This is a genomic window from Burkholderia sp. AU4i (assembly GCF_000466765.1).
GTDB classification, from domain to species: Bacteria; Pseudomonadota; Gammaproteobacteria; order Burkholderiales; family Burkholderiaceae; genus Burkholderia; species Burkholderia cepacia.
In genome coordinates this window covers 13,095-30,812 of sequence record NZ_ASSI01000038.1, presented here as the reverse complement: position 1 = coordinate 30,812, position 17,718 = coordinate 13,095, and the positions used below count along the sequence as shown (strand labels likewise).

Sequence of the window (17,718 nt, the reverse complement as noted above, 5' to 3'; positions counted from 1 at the left end):
CTACTTAAATGGGTTTCGTATGCAATTGGCCGTTGAGTCGCTGGCGGATCGTGCCGGATGCCCCGCTTGTCAGCGGGCCGACCGACGCGTTGCCGCGCAACGGCTGCGCCTGGGCGGCTCATCGTGCCACTCCCAGCGGCATCGCTTCCAGTATTCGAGCTATTCGAGTTAGGTTGCTCGCCAGCATCGTCAGCTTGAAGTGCTGGTCGACCCGTTTGATGCCGCGATACGCGGACTGCCAAATCCGGCCGACGGTCTTGCACCAGCCAAAGTGCTCTTCGATGCGCTTGCGAATCACTTGGCTGATGCCATTACCGGCGTGTCGCGAGGTGCGGCCGTCGATCGTGCAGGCACCTTGAGAAGTCTGATCGAGGTCGCGAATCACACCGGGACGAGCAATCCCGGCTTGATCGTCGCAGCCGATCCAGTGACGGAGTCGCGCTACAGTCACCACCGATTCGTGACGGGGTATACCGGGATGCGGAAGGGACGTAACGGGTGCAGACCATGGTCTGCACCCGTTTTCATTTTCCGTTGACCTTCCCGTATCTTCCCGGCCACTGACCAGGCTGATCGGGAGCGTGGAAACATGCACTTCCCATCTTCTTGTCATCGTTGAAAATCATTCAATCGCAAAGCCAATTATCAAGATCGACCGGGGGCAACAAAATACGACATCGCACCCTCGTACAGGCATGAGCCATGCATTTCGACCACGCCACCATCGTTACCGATGATATCGACGGCACCCGTTGCTTTTTCGATGAGGTTGTTGGTCTCGACACCGGGCCCCGACCGCCGTTCAGCGTGGACGGCTATTGGTTGTACCTCGATCGTCACCCGATGATTCACGTTACGCGCGCGACGCTTCCTGCGCAGAAAGGTCGTAGCACACCGCGTATCGATCATATTGCGCTGCGCATCGACGCGCGCCGCGAATGGGAGGCGTTGATCGAGCGGCTGACCACCAGACGGATCGACTACACATTGAGCGACGTGCCGTTGTCCAACGAGCGACAGCTGTTCGTGTCTATTGCTCCGGGCGTTTGCGTCGAGTTCGTGACGACACTCGCAACCAATGATCAAGGCGACATCAAGAATGCTTGAATCGGTATGTCGGACTGTGACGCGCAGATCGAAGGCTGGCGTAATGTGACAGAAGCGGTGCATGCAGAGGGCGGGCGCATCTTTTTACAGCTTTGGCATGCAGGCAGGATGTCGCACCCGGCGTTCCACGATGGTGCGTTGCCGGTAGTGCCATCGGCGGTGGCGTTCGAAGGACAGATTCTTAACGGAGGAAACGGGCGATGAAACTCGATGATCAAAGGGTGTTGGTGATTGGCGGAAGCTCCGGGATAGGTGAAGCGACCGCACGTGCATTTGCGGAGGCCGGAGCGACAGTGACGATTGCATCGCGCGATGCGGCCAGGCTGGCGGCGAGCAAAGACAGGATCGGTTATGGCGTGAGCACCGGCGTGATGGACATTACCGACGACGCGAGCGTACGTGCATTTCTCGATTCGGCGGGCGAATTCGACCACGTTGTCGTATCGGCCGCCCAGACAGCCACGGGGCCGGTGCGTGGTCTGGAGCTTGATGACGCCTATGCGGCGATGGACAGCAAGTTCTGGGGAGCGTATCGCATCGCACGGGCCGTCCGCATTCGGCAAGGCGGTTCCCTGACGTTTGTGTCGGGCTTTCTGAGCGTGCGGCCGAGCAAGAATTCGGTCTTGCAAGGCGCGATCAACGCAGCGCTTGAATCGTTGGCGAGAGGCCTTGCGCTCGAACTTGCACCGGTACGTGTCAACACGGTATCCCCGGGCCTGATTGCGACACCTCTCTGGTCGAAGATCGATGCGGAAGCGCGCGACCGGATGTACGAAGGCGCCGCGGCGCGATTGCCGGCCGGGCGAGTTGGACAACCCGAGGACGTCGCGAACGCCGTGCTCTATCTCGCGTCGACTCCTTATGCGACGGGTTCGACGGTGCTGGTAGACGGTGGTGGCGCGATCGCGTAGCACCCTGCGCTGGGACAACCCGGGCGCGCGCGGATCGTACCGATAGTCAGTCAGTTCCCGTAGCTTCAGCTGGTACCGCGCGTCCGCGTTTTCGCGGAATTCCTTCGCGAATCGCTCACGCACGCCCGGAGTTGGGGCGAAGGGGAGTATCCGCCTCCTGCACAGCCGTTCCGCCTACGCAGCAGGCGTGTTCAGGACGCCGTCAGCGCTGTCGAATACGCGGACGGCGGGACGGCTCCGACATGCGTACCGAATCGCCGCCTGGCGTTTCCAGGCCGGACGAACGGATCGTTTGCAACATCGCTTCTTCAAAACGTTCCATGGCGGGGGTAAAGGTCCTGCCGCGGCGCCAGCGCAACGCAGCGATGCGCGCCAGGCCGTCGTCCGAGATAGTCGTCGTTTCGATTCGCGAGCCGGCCTGCACTGCCAGCGGGCTCGCGATTGTTGCGTAGTCGGCATGCTCGACGAGCCGTATCAGCGAATCGACATTGGCAGCCTCCACGCGAACGTCCAGCGCAATGTTTGCATTTGCACATGCGGCGTCGATTTGCCCGCGCATGGCGAATGTCCGATTCAGCAGCGCGAGCGGCTGGCGCGCAACTTCTCGCAGGCTGACGGTCTTTCCGGCCCTGCGACGGGTAGATCGCCGGACGAGCGCCAGCCGTTCCGTGAACAACGTTCTCTGCTCGATGTCCGCATTCGACAAGTGAGAGAACGACACGCCGATATCCAGTTCAGTTTCGATCAGCCCTTGATCGATCGCCGCGGCCGGGAGTTCGTGAACGGACACGCGCAGCTGAGAATGCCGGGCGAGTAGCGTCGATATCGTCGGTATCACGAGCGATCTTGCGTAGGTGTCGATCGCACCAACGCGCAATGTGCCGTGAACTTCGAGCGAGCGGTTCCGGACGTTGGCAAGCGTCACGTCGAGTTTTTCCAGGATCGGCTCGACTTCCGCGAACAGGTCTGCTCCCGCTTGAGTGAGCAGAATGCCGCGACCCACCCGATCGAACAGCGTCACGCCGAGCAGATCCGCGAGCTCACGGAGGTGCTGCGAAAGTGCCGATTGAGTCAGATGCAGTCGGGCTGCGCCGCGGGTCACGCTGCCGGAGCGTGCGACCGCAATGAAGCTGCGCAGCAGGCGAAGATCGATGGCTGAATACATAACAGAGGCTAATGAATCGATACGCAAAACATAAATTTACATCAGGTGATCCGAATCCTAACCTCTCACCCACGCATTCTTTCAACAGAGGTGAAGACATGCCGCACCTGATCATCGAATCCACGCCCCGGATTGCGAGACTGATCGATTTCCGATCCTTGACGAGCACGTTGCACGAACGGCTCGCGGCACAAGGGCATGCCTTGCTCGCCGAATTGAAGAGCCGTACCTATACGGCCGAACAGTTCTTGTCTGGAGACGATCCGACAAACGAATTCATCGTTGTCAGGCTGTTGCTGACGAAGCCCAGGAGCGAGCCGGTACTGCACGAAATGGGGAGACTGATTCACGACGTCGTGCGAGACGACGTCGAGCGTATCCAGCCGGCGTTCGGCTGGCAGTGCTGCGTACTCGTCTGCGATTTCAGCGGCGCGCCGTACATCAAGACCGTTCGTGACAGGACCCACGCCGGGACGGGGGCTTCTGCATGACGTGGCACGTGCTAACAACAATTCATGGAGACTGAAATGGACATCATGCGCAGCACCGGGTGTGAGACACCCGACGAACGAAAAGCAATCCCGGCAGACGCGTCGCCCGCGGATCTCGACGCACTCTATCGACGCATCGGTTGGAAGCTGATGCCGTTGCTTCTGGTGGCTCAGGTTCTTGCGTATCTCGACCGGGTGAACGTCGGGGCCGCGAAGCTGCAGATGGCAGGTGATCTTGGATTGAGCGACACCGTCTACGGTATCGGTGCGGGCATATTCTTCGTCGGCTATTTCTTGTTCGAGGTACCGAGCAACCTCATGCTGCATCGTGTGGGCGCGCGCGTGTGGATTGCCCGCATCATGGTGACCTGGGGGATCGTTTCGGCCGCTGCGGCGTGGGTACATTCTCCCGCCACTTTCTATCTGCAGCGGTTGATCCTCGGCGTAGCGGAGGCCGGGTTTTTCCCTGGCATCGTGCTGTACCTGACCTACTGGTTTCCTGCTCATCGGCGCGGCCGGATGACGACGTTGTTCATGAGCGCGACGGCGGTCGCAGGCATTGTCGGCAACATGCTGTCGGGTTGGATCATGACGAATCTCGACGGATTCGCGGCGCTGTCCGGATGGCAATGGACGTTTGTAATTGAAGGCTTGCCGACGGTCGTCGTGGGTCTCGCCGTGCATTATCTGCTACCGAGCCGCCCGAACGATGCCCGCTGGCTATCGCCGGAAGAGGCGGATGCGGTGTTGCGAGGCCTCGATGTCAATGCAGGTCGTGCCGGGGAGACGCAGCGCGCATCCAGGTTGTCGGCATCGGAGATGGTGTTGCTGACGACGATTTATTTCCTGCTTCTCGTCGGTCTGTACGGAATCGGCTTCTGGCTTCCGACGCTCGTGAAGGACACGGGTCTGACGAAACTGTCATGGATCGGCGTTTGCAGTGCGATTCCGTATTTGATCGCGGTGCTGGCGATGAATGTCGGCGCACGTAGCGCGGACCGTGCGGGTAACTGGGCGGCCTATGTCGCAGGCGGCGCCGGTGTGGCATCGGTCGGTTTCATTTTGAGCGCATCGTTCAGCGGTGCTCTGCCGGCAGTGATCGCGGGGCTTTCACTCGCCGCCGCGGGCACGCTGACCGCATTGCCTCTGTTCTGGCATCTGCCGACCATGCGATTGACCGGCACGGCCGCGGCGGCGGGGATTGCGACGATCAATTGTTTCGGAAACCTTGCGGGCTTCGCCGGACCAATCGCGTTCGGGTGGTTGAAAGACCGTCATCACGATGCGATCGGGCCGACCCTGTTGCTGGCACTGAGTGCTTTGGCGGCGGCGTTACTCACCGCGATTTACCGGCGGGTGGCGAGGCATTGAAGAGACGCATGCCGAGTTTGCCTGACCTGTCTCGGTGAGATCCGAATTTTTTGGTCTGGATTGAAAGTCTATTCATTTCAAGGCCCATTTTCAAAATATGGGCGTTTGCCGAGAATTCATTCCACGCGCACGGTTTGGCGCGACATTCAATATCTGTTCATTCGTCATCGTGCACCGCAATGCGGTGACAGAGACGCGCTTGTGCGTCGTGAGGAGTTCAACTATGGCAATTCAGGTCGATCAAACGGATCGTGATTCAATCAATCGGGCGCCGGATCAGCCGACGCGCCGTTCCTTCCTGACCAAGGCCGGTGTCGGCGCGGGTGCTTTCGCCGTCGGTGCGATGCTTCAAACGGCACAGGTCGACGCGCAAACGAGTCATTCCCAATCGAACGCGGTCGCTGCGCCCGGGCGGGGAGAATTCTGGCCTGACGGCGCGCGGCTGGTCATTTCAATCTCGATGCAGTTCGAGGCGGGCGGGCAGCCCCCGAAGGGGGCCGACAATCCGTTCCCGAAGGTCGATTTCCCGGCGAGTGTCCCCGCCGATCTGGCCGCCGAAGCGTGGTTTGCGTATGGATACCGCGAAGGGATTCCCCGGATGCTGGATCTCTGGGATCGCCACGACGTGAAGGTGACGGCTCATATGATCGGCGAGGCGGCGAAGCGGCATCCGGAGATTGCCCGGGAGATCGTGGCGCGTGGCCATGAAGCTTCGGGCCACGGGCCGACGTGGAACTCGCAGTACGCGATGTCGCGGCCACAGGAACGCGAGTTCCTGATCCAGGCGCGATCGATGGTGGAAGAGGTGACCGGTCAACGCCCGATCGGCTACAACGCGAACTGGCTGCGACGCGGCCCGAACACGTTGTCGTTGCTGCAGGAGCTCGGCTACGTCTATCACATCGACGATACGAGCCGTGATGAGCCGTTCATCGAAAAGGTCAACGGCAAGGATTTCGTTGTGGTTCCGTACACACTGCGCAATAACGACATCCTGCTGGTCGAGGGCCGGAATTACTCTCCGGAAAAATTCCTCGAACAGATCAAGTTCGATTTCGATCAGCTGTACGAAGAGGCGGGATCGCGTCGACGCATGATGTCGATCAGCGCGCATGACCGTATCAGCGGAACGCCGCAGATGACACGTGCATGGGACGCGTTTCTGCGGTATGCGAAGAGTCATCCCGGCGTTGCGTTCATGCGCAAGGACGACATTGCACGGTTCGTCCTGAAAAGCCCGATTACGGTACGCGAAAGCGAGACGATCTAGGGTACTGCCCGAGCGACTGCGCACTGATTCGATCGCGCAGTACGTATTCCCGCCTGAACATTCAAAGTCGCGTCATTTCCGGATTCATTTCGTTTTTCGAGCACACCGCATAGGAGCCTGACATGAAAACCAGCACCGTCGTTTCCGTCGTTTCCCGCATCGCGTTGGCCGCCGCCACAGCTGCTGCCGCATTGCCTGCCGTTTCCGCCACTGACGACAATCTCGTACAGCCGAAAACGCTGATTATCGACAAGAGTCTGTCGAAGCATCAGGCCGAGCAACAGATCCGTGCGGCACGCCTTTACGATACCTTCTGGAGCACGGGTGACGAGGCACAGGCTCGCGAGGCGCTGGCGGCCAATTTCACCGACCGCACGTTGCCCGCCGGCCGGCCGCAGGGTATCGCAGGGCCGCTCGCGGCATCGAAGGGTTTCCATGGTGCCGTGCCGGACGTTCACGCCGAGGTCGAACAGATGATCGTCGCAGGCGACCGCGTCATCACTCATCTGCACTTCACCGGTCACTTCACGGGCAGCTTCAACGGCGTGCAGGGAAAGGGGCAGGTGGTCGACTTCATCGCGACGGACATCTATCGCGTTCGCGACGGCAAGATCACCGACAACTGGCATCTCGAGGACAATCTGACGTTCCTCCAGCAACTCGGCGTGGTCGCCGGGTAAATGGGCATGGGGCCGATCCCGCCGGTCGGCTTTTCCTGATTCGATCTGCGGCGCGTTACCATGCCGGGGCCCACGCGGGGCATCGCGCGGCACAACCCATCATTATTTTCGCGTGACGCGATCATGGACAATCTCGGTGATATTCGCCTCTTCGTTGAAACGGCAAGCCAAGGCAGTCTCTCGGCTGCCGGCAGAAAGCTCGGCCTCTCTCCCGCCGCGGCGAGCGCCAGGCTCGTGAAGCTCGAGGGAGAACTCCATACTCAGCTGTTCGAGCGGTCGACCCGTAAGCTGCGCCTCACTGACGAAGGTCGCCTGTATCTCGTACATTGCCAGCATGCGCTGCAAACCCTGGAAGATGCGCGCGCTGCGTTGCAGGCCGGACGGGCGTCGGTGAGTGGGGCGTTGCGCGTGTCGGCGACGTCCGATTTCGGACGCACCGTGCTACGGCGATGGCTCGACGAATTCAACGAACGCCACCCGAACGTCACGCTGACGCTGGTCCTGTCCGATTCGCTGTCACATTTGCTGCAGGACGACATCGATCTCGCGATCCGCTTCGGTGTGCCGGCCGACAGTTCGATGGTCGCCAAGCGCATGGCCGACAATCGCCGTGCACTATGTGCGTCGCCCGACTACATTGCCGCGCACGGCATGCCTAACCATCCCGACGATTTGCGCGAACATCGGTTCGTCGTACTTTCTTCGGCAGCGGGCGCGGCGAACAACTGGCGTTTTGCGCGCGACGGCGAGACAGCATTGTTCACGGCACCGCTCGACAGTTCACGTCAAACGAACGACGGTTCGCTTGCCCGCGAATGGGCGATAGAGGGTCGCGGCGTGGCCATGAAGTCGATCTGGGACATCGGCGCAGATCTGCAGGCAGGGCGGCTGAAACTGCTCCTGCCGGAGTGGCGTTGCCCGGACGTGCCAGTGAACGCACTCTTTCAGCGCACGCATTATATGGCACCGCGCGTGCGCACATTGCTCGACTTCCTCGAAAAGCAGTTCTCCGAAGCATCCGAAGCGTTGGCGCCGTTTCTGCGATAGCTCGCCTTTGTCGGTGGTTATCGGTTTGACCTGTATCCGCGCGGATCATTGCGGCCAGTGAGCGAGTCGCGGGGAGAGCGGCGGCACTCATGGTTTCGAGTCGTTTCTGTCGTGCCGGAAATGCCGCGAATGCTCGCCGCCTGTACAGGGTGACCTGGACCCATCACGTGTGGGCCGGACGCGAGGCATCGCTTCACGGAATGTCCGCTCGCCGTCTTCGTACGGCTCGGGAAGAGACGATCCGCTACTCGACGACACGGAGCCGGGTTCGACGCGACGCTCGCCGTTTTCCTCGCAGCCGGACACGACCAAGACGATCCGGCATGCACGGGACTGTCAGCGAGCGCCGATTTTGGGCCTCCCGTTACCGGTCGTACTCGAAGGACTCGGTAAAGAGCGTGTCGACCGGATCGGACCAGTTCAAATTCACGAACGAGAAGTCCGTGCTGCCGGTCCAGCCGGCGACCGACGGAAACGCCACGCCCTGGTCGCCCGGCACGTTGAGCGTCGCCGCCGCGCCCGCCTGGACCGGCAACGCCGATGCCGAACCGTTGACGAACGTCGCCGCCGTCTGCCCGGCCGCGGTTGCGCGAATCTGCACGTTGCCGCGCTTGACGAACGGCAGTCCGGCCTTCGACGTCCAGGCCAGCGGGAAGGTCGTGCCGCCCGTGAATGTATCGGCCGTGCCCGGCGTCAGCTTGTCGCGCGTGGATTGCGCCAGCTCATGCCACGCGTACTGGCGCAGCGCTTCGGGAAGCGGCGACGGCGTACGCAACCGAACCGTATAGTGTTTGGCTGGTGTCGACGTGTTGCCGTTCTGATATACGTCGATCGTATAGGCGCTGAACGGCTTGATGTCGGCCAGTTCGGCGGCACTCAGTTGCGGTTTCGCCCACGCGGTATTGTTGCGCGGCGCGTCGCCGGGCCACGTGAACTGGCCCTGGGTGGCCGGATCCTGCGCGACGCCGGCGAGGCGGAAATTGTTGCGGCACAGCGCATTCTTCGACAGCGCGGCAAGCTGCGCCGGCGTCTGCCCGCTCGCGATCTGCGCCCGGATGTTCAGGGTGTCGCAGGTGCCGCTCGACGGCTGCAGGAACACGCCGTTGCGCAAGCCCGGGCCGTTCACGATCGCGAAGTCCACGGCGGTACCGGCCGCATCGACAGCGCCCACCTGGAGGTTGAGCGAATCGACGAATGCATTGGTTCCCGTCGACGGGTTGGCCGAATTCAGCCAGTCCCATTTTTGTGCGTTCGCGTTCACCTTGGTCAGTACAGCGCGCTGATTGCCGACCACGCGCCAGCCATTGTCGCCGCTCGCGAGACTGCCCGCCCGCACCGCCAGTTGCACGTGCTGCTGCATGCCGTCGCGAATGCCGTCACTGCGCGTCCACGCGAGCTTGACCCACATCGTGTCGCCGGCAACGACGCGGATCACTTCCGGCAAGCTGAAGCTGGCGTTGTTCATTGCATCGTCGGCGACGATACCCGGCGTTCTGCCGGCCGCTGCACCGAACTCCTGGTCGGCCGACATCCCGTTGTTGAGATATGCAGCCGGCACGCCGGCGTTCAGCGCACTCGCTGCGACGTCGTCCACGAAGATCCGGCCGCACGCCGCTACGCTGCCGCCCGTGCGCGCGGTGCCGGTCGAGCCGGCGAAGCACTGGTTGAGTGCGGTCTGCAATGCTGCCAGATCGCTGGCGCTCGGCAAATTCGACACGACCGTACCGTTGATGGTCGCGGCGGCCGGCAGGCTCGCCTTGTCGCTGGCCTGCGGCGCGACACCCGGTGCGAGCTGAAGCTGTACCGGCGTATCGCTGGACGCGCCTGCCACCGAGCTGATCTGGACGCCGCCATCCGGCAGCACGTTGACCTTCACCTGGTCGAGCAGCCGGTCGAGGCCCGGTGCGCCGGCGGTCAGCGGGCCGGAAATCAGGTCGACACCCGTATTGCCGGTCGCGGCCAGCAGGTCCGATAACGCAGACGAATAAGCTTGCACGGTGCTCGCAACCGCCTGCGCGGTGACTTTGCTCTGCAGCAAGCCGGTGTCGGCGAGCAGCTTCGTCGGGTTGTCGCCGATGATCGTGGCGGCGATTGCGTTCGTGATCGGCGTGATGTTGATGGTCTGCGTGCCGGCTTTCGCGCTGAGCGCGATCAGCGTGGCCTGCGAATCGGCGACGTTGCCGTACGCGGACAATGCGAACGGCGCGCTCAAGCCCGTCACGGTGCAATGAAACGCGCCGGTCGACGCATCGGCCGGGCAGTCAACCGCTTTGCCGGTGGCATCGACCAGCTTCACGGTGGAACCCTGCATCGCCGCGCCGGCGGCCGCGACCCCGCTGACCGTCTGTGCGGTTGGTTCGGCAGGCGACGAGGACGAACTGCTACCGCCGCCGCAAGCCGACAGGACGAGCACTGCAATACCGGATACGACAGGTGTGAGCTTCATTGTTTTTCCCCCGAGAGCCTGCTGGTTGATACGTGCCATATGCACTGCTGATGCACGCTGAATGGCCGGGATTCTCGCAAAGCCATTTTTTTTGATCATCATTCAGGTGGATGAAAATCAGGAAATAACATGGCACTGCATGCAAATAACCTGTGTTAGCCTGAAAACATTCGGTATTCGAAGCAATATCGTCAGACAAAATCAACATACGAAGATCGCGAAGCGACGGGGGGAACATGCACCGTGACCAACTCATCGGGGACCTCTACGAGGCCGCGCTGCATCCGGATGGTTTTCTCGAAGTCTTTCACCGGGTATCCGAAAGCCTCGGTGCAAATGTATTTCACATGTTCAGTTGGGACGTCGCACGCAATGCGCCGAAATTCTCGATTTATTCACCGCGCGCGGAATTCGACGAGATCGTCGCGCTCTACGACCAGTATTACGGCGCGCTCGATCCACGCCGAGGCTTCGTGGAGAATGCACCGCTAGGCGAATTCGTTTGCTGCCAGGATCACCTGACCGAGCGCGATATCGAACGCAGCGAATTCTTCCAGGACTATCAGATTCCGTCGGGCATTCGCTATCTGATGGGCATCCGGTTCGCCCGCCCCGGTAGCGACAACATCTTGCTCGGGCTGTTGCGCGCGCACGGGCGCCCGCCCTATTCACCGGAAGAGCGTGCGACGCTGACCGGCATGGCCGGGCATCTGCAACGTTCGATCAACCTGTGGCAGGACGCCAGGGTACTGCATCACGACGCGGCACTCGGTACCGAACTGATGGAGGAACTGGGCCTGTCCGTCTTCGCGCTGGACCGGCATGCACGCATCGTGTTCGTCAACAGGGCGGCCGAAGCGATGCTTCGCGCGGCCACCTGGATCAAGCTCGAGAACGGTCATCTTGGCGCGGTAAGTGCGCCTCAGAATGACGCGCTCAAGGCGGCGCTGGGGCGTGTCGCGAAAACCCGCAAAAGCGAGAGTCTGGCCCTGTCCAGCGCCGTGAACGCCGCGCACGAAGTCTTTCTGAGCATCTCCGCCTTGTCCGGACACGGGCGGCATGCCGTCCTCGGCGATGCGACGCTGCTGGTCACGGCCAGGCAACGTAGCGGGGCGCCGCTCGTCGCCGCGCAACAGCTACGGCAGGCGTTCGGCTTGTCGAGCGCGGAAGCCGCCGTCGCCGAAGCGTTGATCGGTGGCAAGACACCGGACGAATGCGCGGCCAGCGCGGGCGTGTCGCTCGCGACCATTCGCACCCAGTTGCGCGCGATCTACGAGAAGACGCACACCCGGAACCAGGCCGAGGCAGTGGGGCGGATGCTCTGGGTGCTACCTCGGCATTCGCGCGGTGATTGATGCTTCGAAGCCGCTCGCCGGGTGGGGATAAGTCGCTTTCCGGCTCTGTGTGAGACCGTCGATCTCGCCGCTGGCGCGCGCCGTCTCGTTCACGGCGTAGTCGTAGTGGCGCAGGATCTGCCCCGTCTGGTCGAGCAGGTGGCGCGTGTGACATCAGAGACGAATCGATGCTCATTCGAGAACGGGGAAGCCTCATCAAGGTGCCACGCATCGAGCCACCCAAGCAAACGCCGACCGGGGGGCGCCGGCGCGAACACGTGCTGGGCACGTTTCGCGCCGATGAACCGATCTCCGAAGGCTTGTTGGTGGAAGCGCACGGGGCCGATCTTTGCGTGGCCAACGAAGCGATACAGGCGCGTGTGAAGGCGATACTCGCAGCCGGGGCCGAGACCTACGAAGGCGAACTCCACTTCCCGGACCTGTCCGCGAAGCTGCCCCCCGCTGATTGAGCCGTTCTGCGCGGCTCCGGAAGAGCGTGCGCCGATTCGATGACCCGACGCGGCACGCGTCGAGCCAGGCACGGAAATCGCTCCTATACGTGGATCGGCGTCGCACCGACGCACGTCCGATTTCGCGATCCACTGTCAGGAGGCCGCGCCATGCACGAATTCACGAACTGGAGCCCATTGGTTTCGCTGATCGCCGGGATTCTCATTCTGGTGGTACCGCGCTTGCTGAATTACATCGTTGCGCTTTACCTGATCATCATAGGGTTGCTCGGGCTTTTCGGCGGACATTTCCACTGACGCACCACGTGGAACTGTGCATGACCGCACAGGGCCGCTAGCTCGAGCTTCCGGAGACGCGCAATACCGACAGGAAACGGCGGCGCGTCGGAACCTACAAGTGCTCGACGCGTACCTCGACTGAATCCCGGGGCACGGTCAATCGCGTGCGGCCAAGCAAAGCATCCGCGGGCGCGGTGCCGTCCGGGTTCAACGGCTTCATCTTGTTGAACGTGACGGAAAAGTAGTCCGGCGTGACCGTGGCCGACGCATAACCCTGCGCGTCGTGGTCGGCGTGGCACAGATCGGGGTTGTTCGCCATCAGGAAGCGGTCGAGTCTGGCAGGCGTCGCCGCGATGGACGCGAGCGGTGTGCCGTTCCATGCGGCCTTCAGGCAGGAATAGAAGGACATGCTGCTGATGCCGGCGCAGACGAAATCGACGATGACCGGCACCCCCGTCGCGGGATCGGGATCGTCCCGCACGACGCCGCACTGAAATGCATGCAGATCTCCGGTGATCGCGACGACGTTATGGATCCCGTGTTCCCTCAGGTAGGCGAGCAGTTCGTGCTTGTGCGCGGGATAACCGTCCCATGCGTCGCAATCGACGACGAGGCGGGCCCCCGGTGTCTGGGGTGCACCCGGCATCACGAACCACAGACGGTTCAACATCACCTCGTTGCCCCATACCTTCCAGGTTGCCGGCGAGTCCTTCATCGCGGCTTTCCACCATTGCGTCTGTTCCGGACCGAGCAGCGACGGCGGGCGGCCCAACTGCCGGGCAAGACGCGCCTCGTCGCGTTGCAGTCCATCCTGCTTGACGAAGTAGCGCGAGCCGGCCGCATCGTCACCGTGCACCGGGTCGTGCCCGTGCGCGCGCGCGATAGCCGCTTCGCTCACGACATGGTCGTCGCGATACAGCCGCTCGTCCGTCATCACCAGATGCATCAGCATGCCGAAACGAAAATCGCGGTAGATGCGGATATTCGTGTACGACGGATTGTCCGGCTCGAAGCGCACGTCGCCCCAATCCACCGGCATGTACTCTGCCCACGCGCGGCTGGCGTTGCGCCGCCGCCGGGTTTCCTGTCGCTCCTCGTTGGTGTAGACCTGATGATCCTGCCAGCAATCGTCGGAAAATTCGTGGTCGTCCCAGATCGCGATCATCGGCAGACGCTGGTGCAGTGTCTGCAAGCGCGAATCGGTACGATAGGTGCGATAGAGCGTCCGGTAGTCGTCGAGCGAATCGGCATACGCGCGGCCGTCCGCGAGCCGCTTGCCGTCGGGCAGGTGCAGCGGGGAATGTGCCGGCTCGGCCTGGCCGGGGGGAGAGGTCCCGACCGTTTCATAGATATAGTCACCCACGTGCACGACGAAATCGAGATCGCGTTCGGCGGCCATCAGCGTCATCGCCTGCCAGTGGTTGATGCTCCAGTCCTGACAGGTGAGCCACGCGAAGCGAACCTGTTCGTTGGCCTCGCCGGCCTCCGGTGCCGTGCGCGCGACACCGGCCATGCTGACGTCGCCGCCGGCGACGAACCTGTAGTGGTAGGTCGTCTTCGGCGAGAGTGCCGCCACCTTCGCGCGCACGGTGAAGTCGTAGATGGCCAACGCCCTCAGCGGAACGCTGGCGACGAGCGTCGAGAAATCCGGCAGCGTCGATACTTCGAGTCGTAGCGGGACCGCGCGCGCGGCACTTCTCGCATCGTGCTGCTCGCCGCTGGATACCGGCACGCAACGTGTCCAGAACACGATGGAGCGATCGCGCGGATCGCCGCTTGCGACACCTTGCGGAAATCGACTGGTGTTTTTGCGCACGGTGCTGCCCGGCAGGCCCACTGGTGAAACGTCGTGCGGGACGGCAGCAGCGGCAGCCGCAATGGTAAAAAAGGCCGACGACTTGAGGAAATGGCGACGATCCATTGATCCTCCCGATCGCATCCCGCGGATGCAGGAAGCACTGCAGCAGGTGTCCGCTGCTCTCGCTCGGCAAGCCTGCCGGCGTTACGCAGCGAGGACAGATAGCGCAGTCGATCCCGAACATTACTGCGTAGATCGACGCCTGAAAAGTCGTAAGAACCCCATTTCGAATGCGTGCACGCGACCTCGCAAAGGCCCCTGTATTCAGGAACACGAATTGCTGGATACGGTGCAGCAAACTCGGGGAGGGAGCAATGCGCATTGGCCACACTGTCGGCAAGGTGGCCGCGTGGCTTGCCGTCATCGTCACCCTGGCGCTTGCCGCGCTGGTCATCTTCATCGTCACGTTCGACTGGAATCGAGCCCGGCCGTGGATCGATGACAAGGTGTCGGACGCAATCGGACGACAGTTCGCCATCAACGGCGATTTGCGTATCGATTGGCGTCGGCCGGTCAGCGAGCAAGGCTGGCGTGCATGGGTACCGTGGCCGCGATTCAGCGCACACGATGTCACGATCGCCAATCCCGATTGGGCGCGCACGAAGCATTTCGTCGCGCTGGACATGATCAGCTTCGAAGTCGAGGCGCTGCCGCTGATCGCAGGCCGCATCGTGATTCCGGCAATCGACCTGGTCAATCCGTCCGTTGACCTCGAGCGCATCAAGGACGGGCGAGTCAACTGGACGCTCAAGCTCAAGCGGTCCGCGCAGCCGGGCCGATGGACGCTCGACCTGCATCAGGTCGCGTTTGCCCAGGGTCATCTCGGCTACTACGATCAGCAAAAGCAGTTCGATCTGAGCGCCGTGGTCGACACGCTTGGCCAGCCGATCCCGTTCGACGCGGTGGTGAAGCAGCAGCAGGCGTTGGCGCAACACGAATCGGCACGAGCCGTCGGCCCGGCAGGTCAGAAAAAGCTCGCGGCCCAGGCGCGCTCCGGCCCGGCGCAACCGGTGGTGCCGGCGTCGGGTGCCGAGGCGGCGTCCCGCGCCTCGGCCGCGGCGTCGCAAGCGTTGGCCGCTGCTTCACATGCTGCGGCGACGACATCTCGCACCACGATAGCCCCGGCTGCATCAGGCACATCGATGGCATCGAGCGCGCCCGCTGCGCCCGCATCGGGCGCAGCGGCTTCGGCGACAATGAGTGCATCGACGGGCGCATCGACGGGCGCGGCACCCGCGGCATCTGCCGGCGTCGGCACGTACACGATCGGCTGGACCGTCAAGGGGACCTACAGGAAAGGCGCGGTCGCCGGCACGGGCAAGATCGGCAATGTGCTGGAGTTGCAGGGCGCACAACACCCGTTTCCGGTTCAGGCCGATTTGCGTTTCGGCGATACGCACCTGGCGCTCGTCGGCACGCTGACCGATCCGGCTCACCTGGCGGCGGTCGATCTTCGACTGTGGCTCGCGGGCACCAGCATGGCCAAGCTGTATGACGTCACGGGCATCACCCTTCCCGAAACCGCGCCTTATGCGACCGACGGCCGGCTGGTCGGCCAGTTCCGGGCGTCCGGCAACGTCTTCAAGTACGAGGACTTCACGGGACGCGTCGGCGGCAGCGACATCAACGGTTCGTTGGTGTACGTTTCGCGCGAACCGAGGCCGCTCTTGTCCGGTACGCTGGTGTCGAGGCTGCTGCAGTTTTCCGACCTTGCGCCGCTCATCGGCGCCGACACGAATGCCAGCAAGGCGCGGCGGGGCGCCGCCGTCGCGCAGCCCACGAACAAGGCATTGCCGGTCGAGGCATTCCGCACGGACCGCTGGAAGAAGATCGACGCCGACGTTCGATTGACCGGGCGGCGCATCGTCAAGACTGCGAGCCTGCCGATCACCGACCTGTCGACCCACGTCGTGTTGCATGACGGCGTGCTGACGCTCAACCCGCTGAACTTCGGCGTCGCGGGGGGCACGCTTGCTTCGAACATCCACCTGGACGGCAGCGGCATGCCGCTCAAGGGGCGGTTCTCGCTGCAGGCGCGACATCTGAAGCTCAAGCAACTGTTCCCGACATTCCCGGTGATGCAAACGGCGCTCGGCGAGGTCAACGGCGATGCCGCGCTGTCGGCCACCGGCAATTCGCCGGCGGCACTCGCCGCGACTTCCAACGGGGAAGTGAAGACCTTGGTGACCGACGGCACGGTGAGCCTCTTGCTGATGGAAGCCGCGGGGCTGAACGTTGCAAACGTGGTGTACGAGAAATTGTTCGGCACGCGCGACGTCAGGATCAACTGCGGTGTGGCCGACTTCGTGGTCACCAACGGCGTGCTCGACTCGCGCGTATTCGCGCTCGACACCGAGGATGCGGTGATCGGCATGGATGGCAACGTGAACCTGCGGGACGAGACCATGAATCTGACGATCCATCCCCATACCAAGGGATTCCGGGTGATATCGCTACGCTCGCCGCTGTACGTCACCGGGTCCTTCAAGCAACCGCACGTCGGGGTGAAGGCGGGCGCACTGATCGCGCGTGGCGGTGCCGCGATCGGGCTGGGCTTGCTGAATCCGCTCGCCAGTCTGCTCGCGTTGCTGCAGCCGGGCCGCAGTCGTTCGTTGCCGTGCGGGCAGATGCTGGCCGACATGGAGCAGCGCCCGACGGCGCCGCCGCCGGGCGTCCGACAGGGAAAGAAGGCTGTCCCGGCGTACATGAACGCGCCGCTGGCTGCTTCTGCCGCGTCCGCGCCGGCCGGTGCCGAACCCGGGCATTCGACGCGGGGGAACCGGAGTTCCTCTCATGACCGGTAACGCCACGTGCGCGGTCCGTTCCCGCGCTCGGCCGCCTCGAGTATACGCGCGAGCATCGACAGATCGCGCAGGGGGCGCGGCGATTGCGATACGCGCGTGACCCAACCCTCGTGGCGCTGATGAATCGCGACGTCGTCGTGTGCGACTCGTGCGCGCGCCGACAGCGGGCCCGGTTGCGGAATCCGATGGGCGACAAGCCGAAGTAGCGTGGCGACGCGCGCCCGCGAAGCGCGGCCGATGCAGGTAGCCGGAACACCGCGAGATCGCGTTCGGGATGCCGTTCGATTTGCGTGCCCTGTCGATTCCCGGCCGCCAGCAGGGCACCGCATCGACCGAACGCAGGCGCGCCGCGTCGACCCGTGACGACAGGTTCCTGCTTGCCTTGCCGTCACCCGGTGTCTGCGGCCGATATGGACAGGGGGCGGCGTCGAATGGCGGTTGAGATCGAATCGCGTGCGGTGCACAATCCGGAAACAGAATGACAT

At 62.9% G+C, this 17,718-nt stretch carries 14 protein-coding genes and 2 pseudogenes; 12 read left to right on the top strand and 4 right to left on the bottom strand.

Features of this window, described 5'->3' with window-relative positions; all coding sequences use genetic code 11:
• Positions 1 to 118 precede the first annotated feature (118 nt).
• Positions 119 to 358, bottom strand: a pseudogene (locus L810_RS07390) (IS5/IS1182 family transposase); the annotation flags it as partial.
• Positions 359 to 702: 344 nt separating this feature from the next.
• On the opposite strand from L810_RS07390, the gene L810_RS07385 reads away from it, so the two are divergent.
• The 3 genes and pseudogenes from L810_RS07385 (at position 703) to L810_RS07380 (ending at position 2,018) form a co-directional block, all read left to right on the top strand.
• The gene (locus tag L810_RS07385) at positions 703 to 1,107 is read left to right on the top strand and encodes a hypothetical protein (protein WP_021157732.1); all 405 of its coding nucleotides are present in this window, start codon (positions 703 to 705) and stop codon (positions 1,105 to 1,107) included.
• A gap of 18 nt (positions 1,108 to 1,125) precedes the next feature.
• Positions 1,126 to 1,287 (top strand): annotated as a pseudogene (locus L810_RS44805) (oxidoreductase); the annotation flags it as partial.
• Positions 1,288 to 1,307: 20 nt separating this feature from the next.
• A complete protein-coding gene (locus tag L810_RS07380) occupies positions 1,308 to 2,018 on the top strand; it encodes an SDR family oxidoreductase (protein WP_042973661.1) in 711 nt (236 codons plus the stop codon).
• A 202-nt stretch (positions 2,019 to 2,220) separates the two neighbouring features.
• Here the strand turns inward: L810_RS07380 and L810_RS07375 are convergent, their stop codons facing one another.
• Entirely contained in the window at positions 2,221 to 3,183 is a 963-nt protein-coding gene (locus L810_RS07375; protein ID WP_021157730.1) for a LysR substrate-binding domain-containing protein, read from the bottom strand.
• A 98-nt stretch (positions 3,184 to 3,281) separates the two neighbouring features.
• On the opposite strand from L810_RS07375, the gene L810_RS07370 reads away from it, so the two are divergent.
• From L810_RS07370 to L810_RS07350, 5 genes are all read left to right on the top strand, one after another.
• The gene (locus L810_RS07370; RefSeq protein ID WP_021157729.1) at positions 3,282 to 3,674 is read left to right on the top strand and encodes a 5-carboxymethyl-2-hydroxymuconate Delta-isomerase; all 393 of its coding nucleotides are present in this window, start codon (positions 3,282 to 3,284) and stop codon (positions 3,672 to 3,674) included.
• A 45-nt stretch (positions 3,675 to 3,719) separates the two neighbouring features.
• Entirely contained in the window at positions 3,720 to 5,045 is a 1,326-nt protein-coding gene (locus tag L810_RS07365) for an MFS transporter (protein ID WP_042973687.1), read from the top strand.
• Positions 5,046 to 5,268: 223 nt separating this feature from the next.
• Positions 5,269 to 6,315 carry a polysaccharide deacetylase family protein gene (locus L810_RS07360; RefSeq protein ID WP_021157727.1) on the top strand — a complete coding sequence of 349 codons (1,047 nt, stop codon included), beginning with the start codon at positions 5,269 to 5,271 and terminating at the stop codon, positions 6,313 to 6,315.
• 122 nt (positions 6,316 to 6,437) lie between these two features.
• A complete protein-coding gene (locus L810_RS07355) occupies positions 6,438 to 6,995 on the top strand; it encodes an ester cyclase (RefSeq protein ID WP_042973659.1) in 558 nt (185 codons plus the stop codon).
• Positions 6,996 to 7,118: 123 nt separating this feature from the next.
• On the top strand, positions 7,119 to 8,042 hold the full coding sequence (locus L810_RS07350; RefSeq protein ID WP_042973658.1) for a LysR family transcriptional regulator: 924 nt from the start codon (positions 7,119 to 7,121) through the stop codon (positions 8,040 to 8,042).
• 364 nt (positions 8,043 to 8,406) lie between these two features.
• Here the strand turns inward: L810_RS07350 and L810_RS07345 are convergent, their stop codons facing one another.
• The gene (locus L810_RS07345; RefSeq protein ID WP_042973657.1) at positions 8,407 to 10,488 is read right to left on the bottom strand and encodes a hypothetical protein; all 2,082 of its coding nucleotides are present in this window, start codon (positions 10,486 to 10,488) and stop codon (positions 8,407 to 8,409) included.
• A 236-nt stretch (positions 10,489 to 10,724) separates the two neighbouring features.
• On the opposite strand from L810_RS07345, the gene L810_RS07340 reads away from it, so the two are divergent.
• The 3 genes from L810_RS07340 to L810_RS44800 all read left to right on the top strand — a co-directional run bounded on the left by L810_RS07340 (position 10,725) and on the right by L810_RS44800 (position 12,589).
• Positions 10,725 to 11,843 carry a helix-turn-helix transcriptional regulator gene (locus L810_RS07340; protein ID WP_021157722.1) on the top strand — a complete coding sequence of 373 codons (1,119 nt, stop codon included), beginning with the start codon at positions 10,725 to 10,727 and terminating at the stop codon, positions 11,841 to 11,843.
• 167 nt (positions 11,844 to 12,010) lie between these two features.
• Entirely contained in the window at positions 12,011 to 12,292 is a 282-nt protein-coding gene (locus L810_RS48920) for a hypothetical protein (RefSeq protein ID WP_042973656.1), read from the top strand.
• A gap of 150 nt (positions 12,293 to 12,442) precedes the next feature.
• Positions 12,443 to 12,589 (top strand): DUF3096 domain-containing protein, encoded by a 147-nt coding sequence (locus L810_RS44800; protein ID WP_021157720.1) that lies wholly within the window; start codon positions 12,443 to 12,445, stop codon positions 12,587 to 12,589.
• Between the two features lie 94 nt (positions 12,590 to 12,683).
• Here L810_RS44800 and L810_RS07330 read toward each other — a convergent pair whose 3' ends face one another.
• A complete protein-coding gene (locus L810_RS07330) occupies positions 12,684 to 14,492 on the bottom strand; it encodes an alkaline phosphatase D family protein (protein WP_042973654.1) in 1,809 nt (602 codons plus the stop codon).
• A 251-nt stretch (positions 14,493 to 14,743) separates the two neighbouring features.
• On the opposite strand from L810_RS07330, the gene L810_RS07325 reads away from it, so the two are divergent.
• Positions 14,744 to 17,233: an AsmA family protein gene (locus L810_RS07325; RefSeq protein WP_021157718.1), complete on the top strand. Its 2,490-nt coding sequence runs from the start codon at positions 14,744 to 14,746 to the stop codon at positions 17,231 to 17,233.
• Positions 17,234 to 17,718: the final 485 nt, after the last annotated feature.

What these genes read in the sequence shown, in the direction of transcription:
- L810_RS07385 (WP_021157732.1), top strand. Translation starts at nt 703, where the DNA reads ATGCATTTCGACCACGCCACCATCGTTACCGATGATATCGACGGCACC.
- L810_RS07380 (WP_042973661.1), top strand. Translation starts at nt 1,308, where the DNA reads ATGAAACTCGATGATCAAAGGGTGTTGGTGATTGGCGGAAGCTCCGGG.
- L810_RS07375 (WP_021157730.1), bottom strand. Translation starts at nt 3,183, where the DNA reads ATGTATTCAGCCATCGATCTTCGCCTGCTGCGCAGCTTCATTGCGGTC.
- L810_RS07370 (WP_021157729.1), top strand. Translation starts at nt 3,282, where the DNA reads ATGCCGCACCTGATCATCGAATCCACGCCCCGGATTGCGAGACTGATC.
- L810_RS07365 (WP_042973687.1), top strand. Translation starts at nt 3,720, where the DNA reads ATGCGCAGCACCGGGTGTGAGACACCCGACGAACGAAAAGCAATCCCG.
- L810_RS07360 (WP_021157727.1), top strand. Translation starts at nt 5,269, where the DNA reads ATGGCAATTCAGGTCGATCAAACGGATCGTGATTCAATCAATCGGGCG.
- L810_RS07355 (WP_042973659.1), top strand. Translation starts at nt 6,438, where the DNA reads ATGAAAACCAGCACCGTCGTTTCCGTCGTTTCCCGCATCGCGTTGGCC.
- L810_RS07350 (WP_042973658.1), top strand. Translation starts at nt 7,119, where the DNA reads ATGGACAATCTCGGTGATATTCGCCTCTTCGTTGAAACGGCAAGCCAA.
- L810_RS07345 (WP_042973657.1), bottom strand. Translation starts at nt 10,488, where the DNA reads ATGAAGCTCACACCTGTCGTATCCGGTATTGCAGTGCTCGTCCTGTCG.
- L810_RS07340 (WP_021157722.1), top strand. Translation starts at nt 10,725, where the DNA reads ATGCACCGTGACCAACTCATCGGGGACCTCTACGAGGCCGCGCTGCAT.
- L810_RS48920 (WP_042973656.1), top strand. Translation starts at nt 12,011, where the DNA reads ATGCTCATTCGAGAACGGGGAAGCCTCATCAAGGTGCCACGCATCGAG.
- L810_RS44800 (WP_021157720.1), top strand. Translation starts at nt 12,443, where the DNA reads ATGCACGAATTCACGAACTGGAGCCCATTGGTTTCGCTGATCGCCGGG.
- L810_RS07330 (WP_042973654.1), bottom strand. Translation starts at nt 14,492, where the DNA reads ATGGATCGTCGCCATTTCCTCAAGTCGTCGGCCTTTTTTACCATTGCG.
- L810_RS07325 (WP_021157718.1), top strand. Translation starts at nt 14,744, where the DNA reads ATGCGCATTGGCCACACTGTCGGCAAGGTGGCCGCGTGGCTTGCCGTC.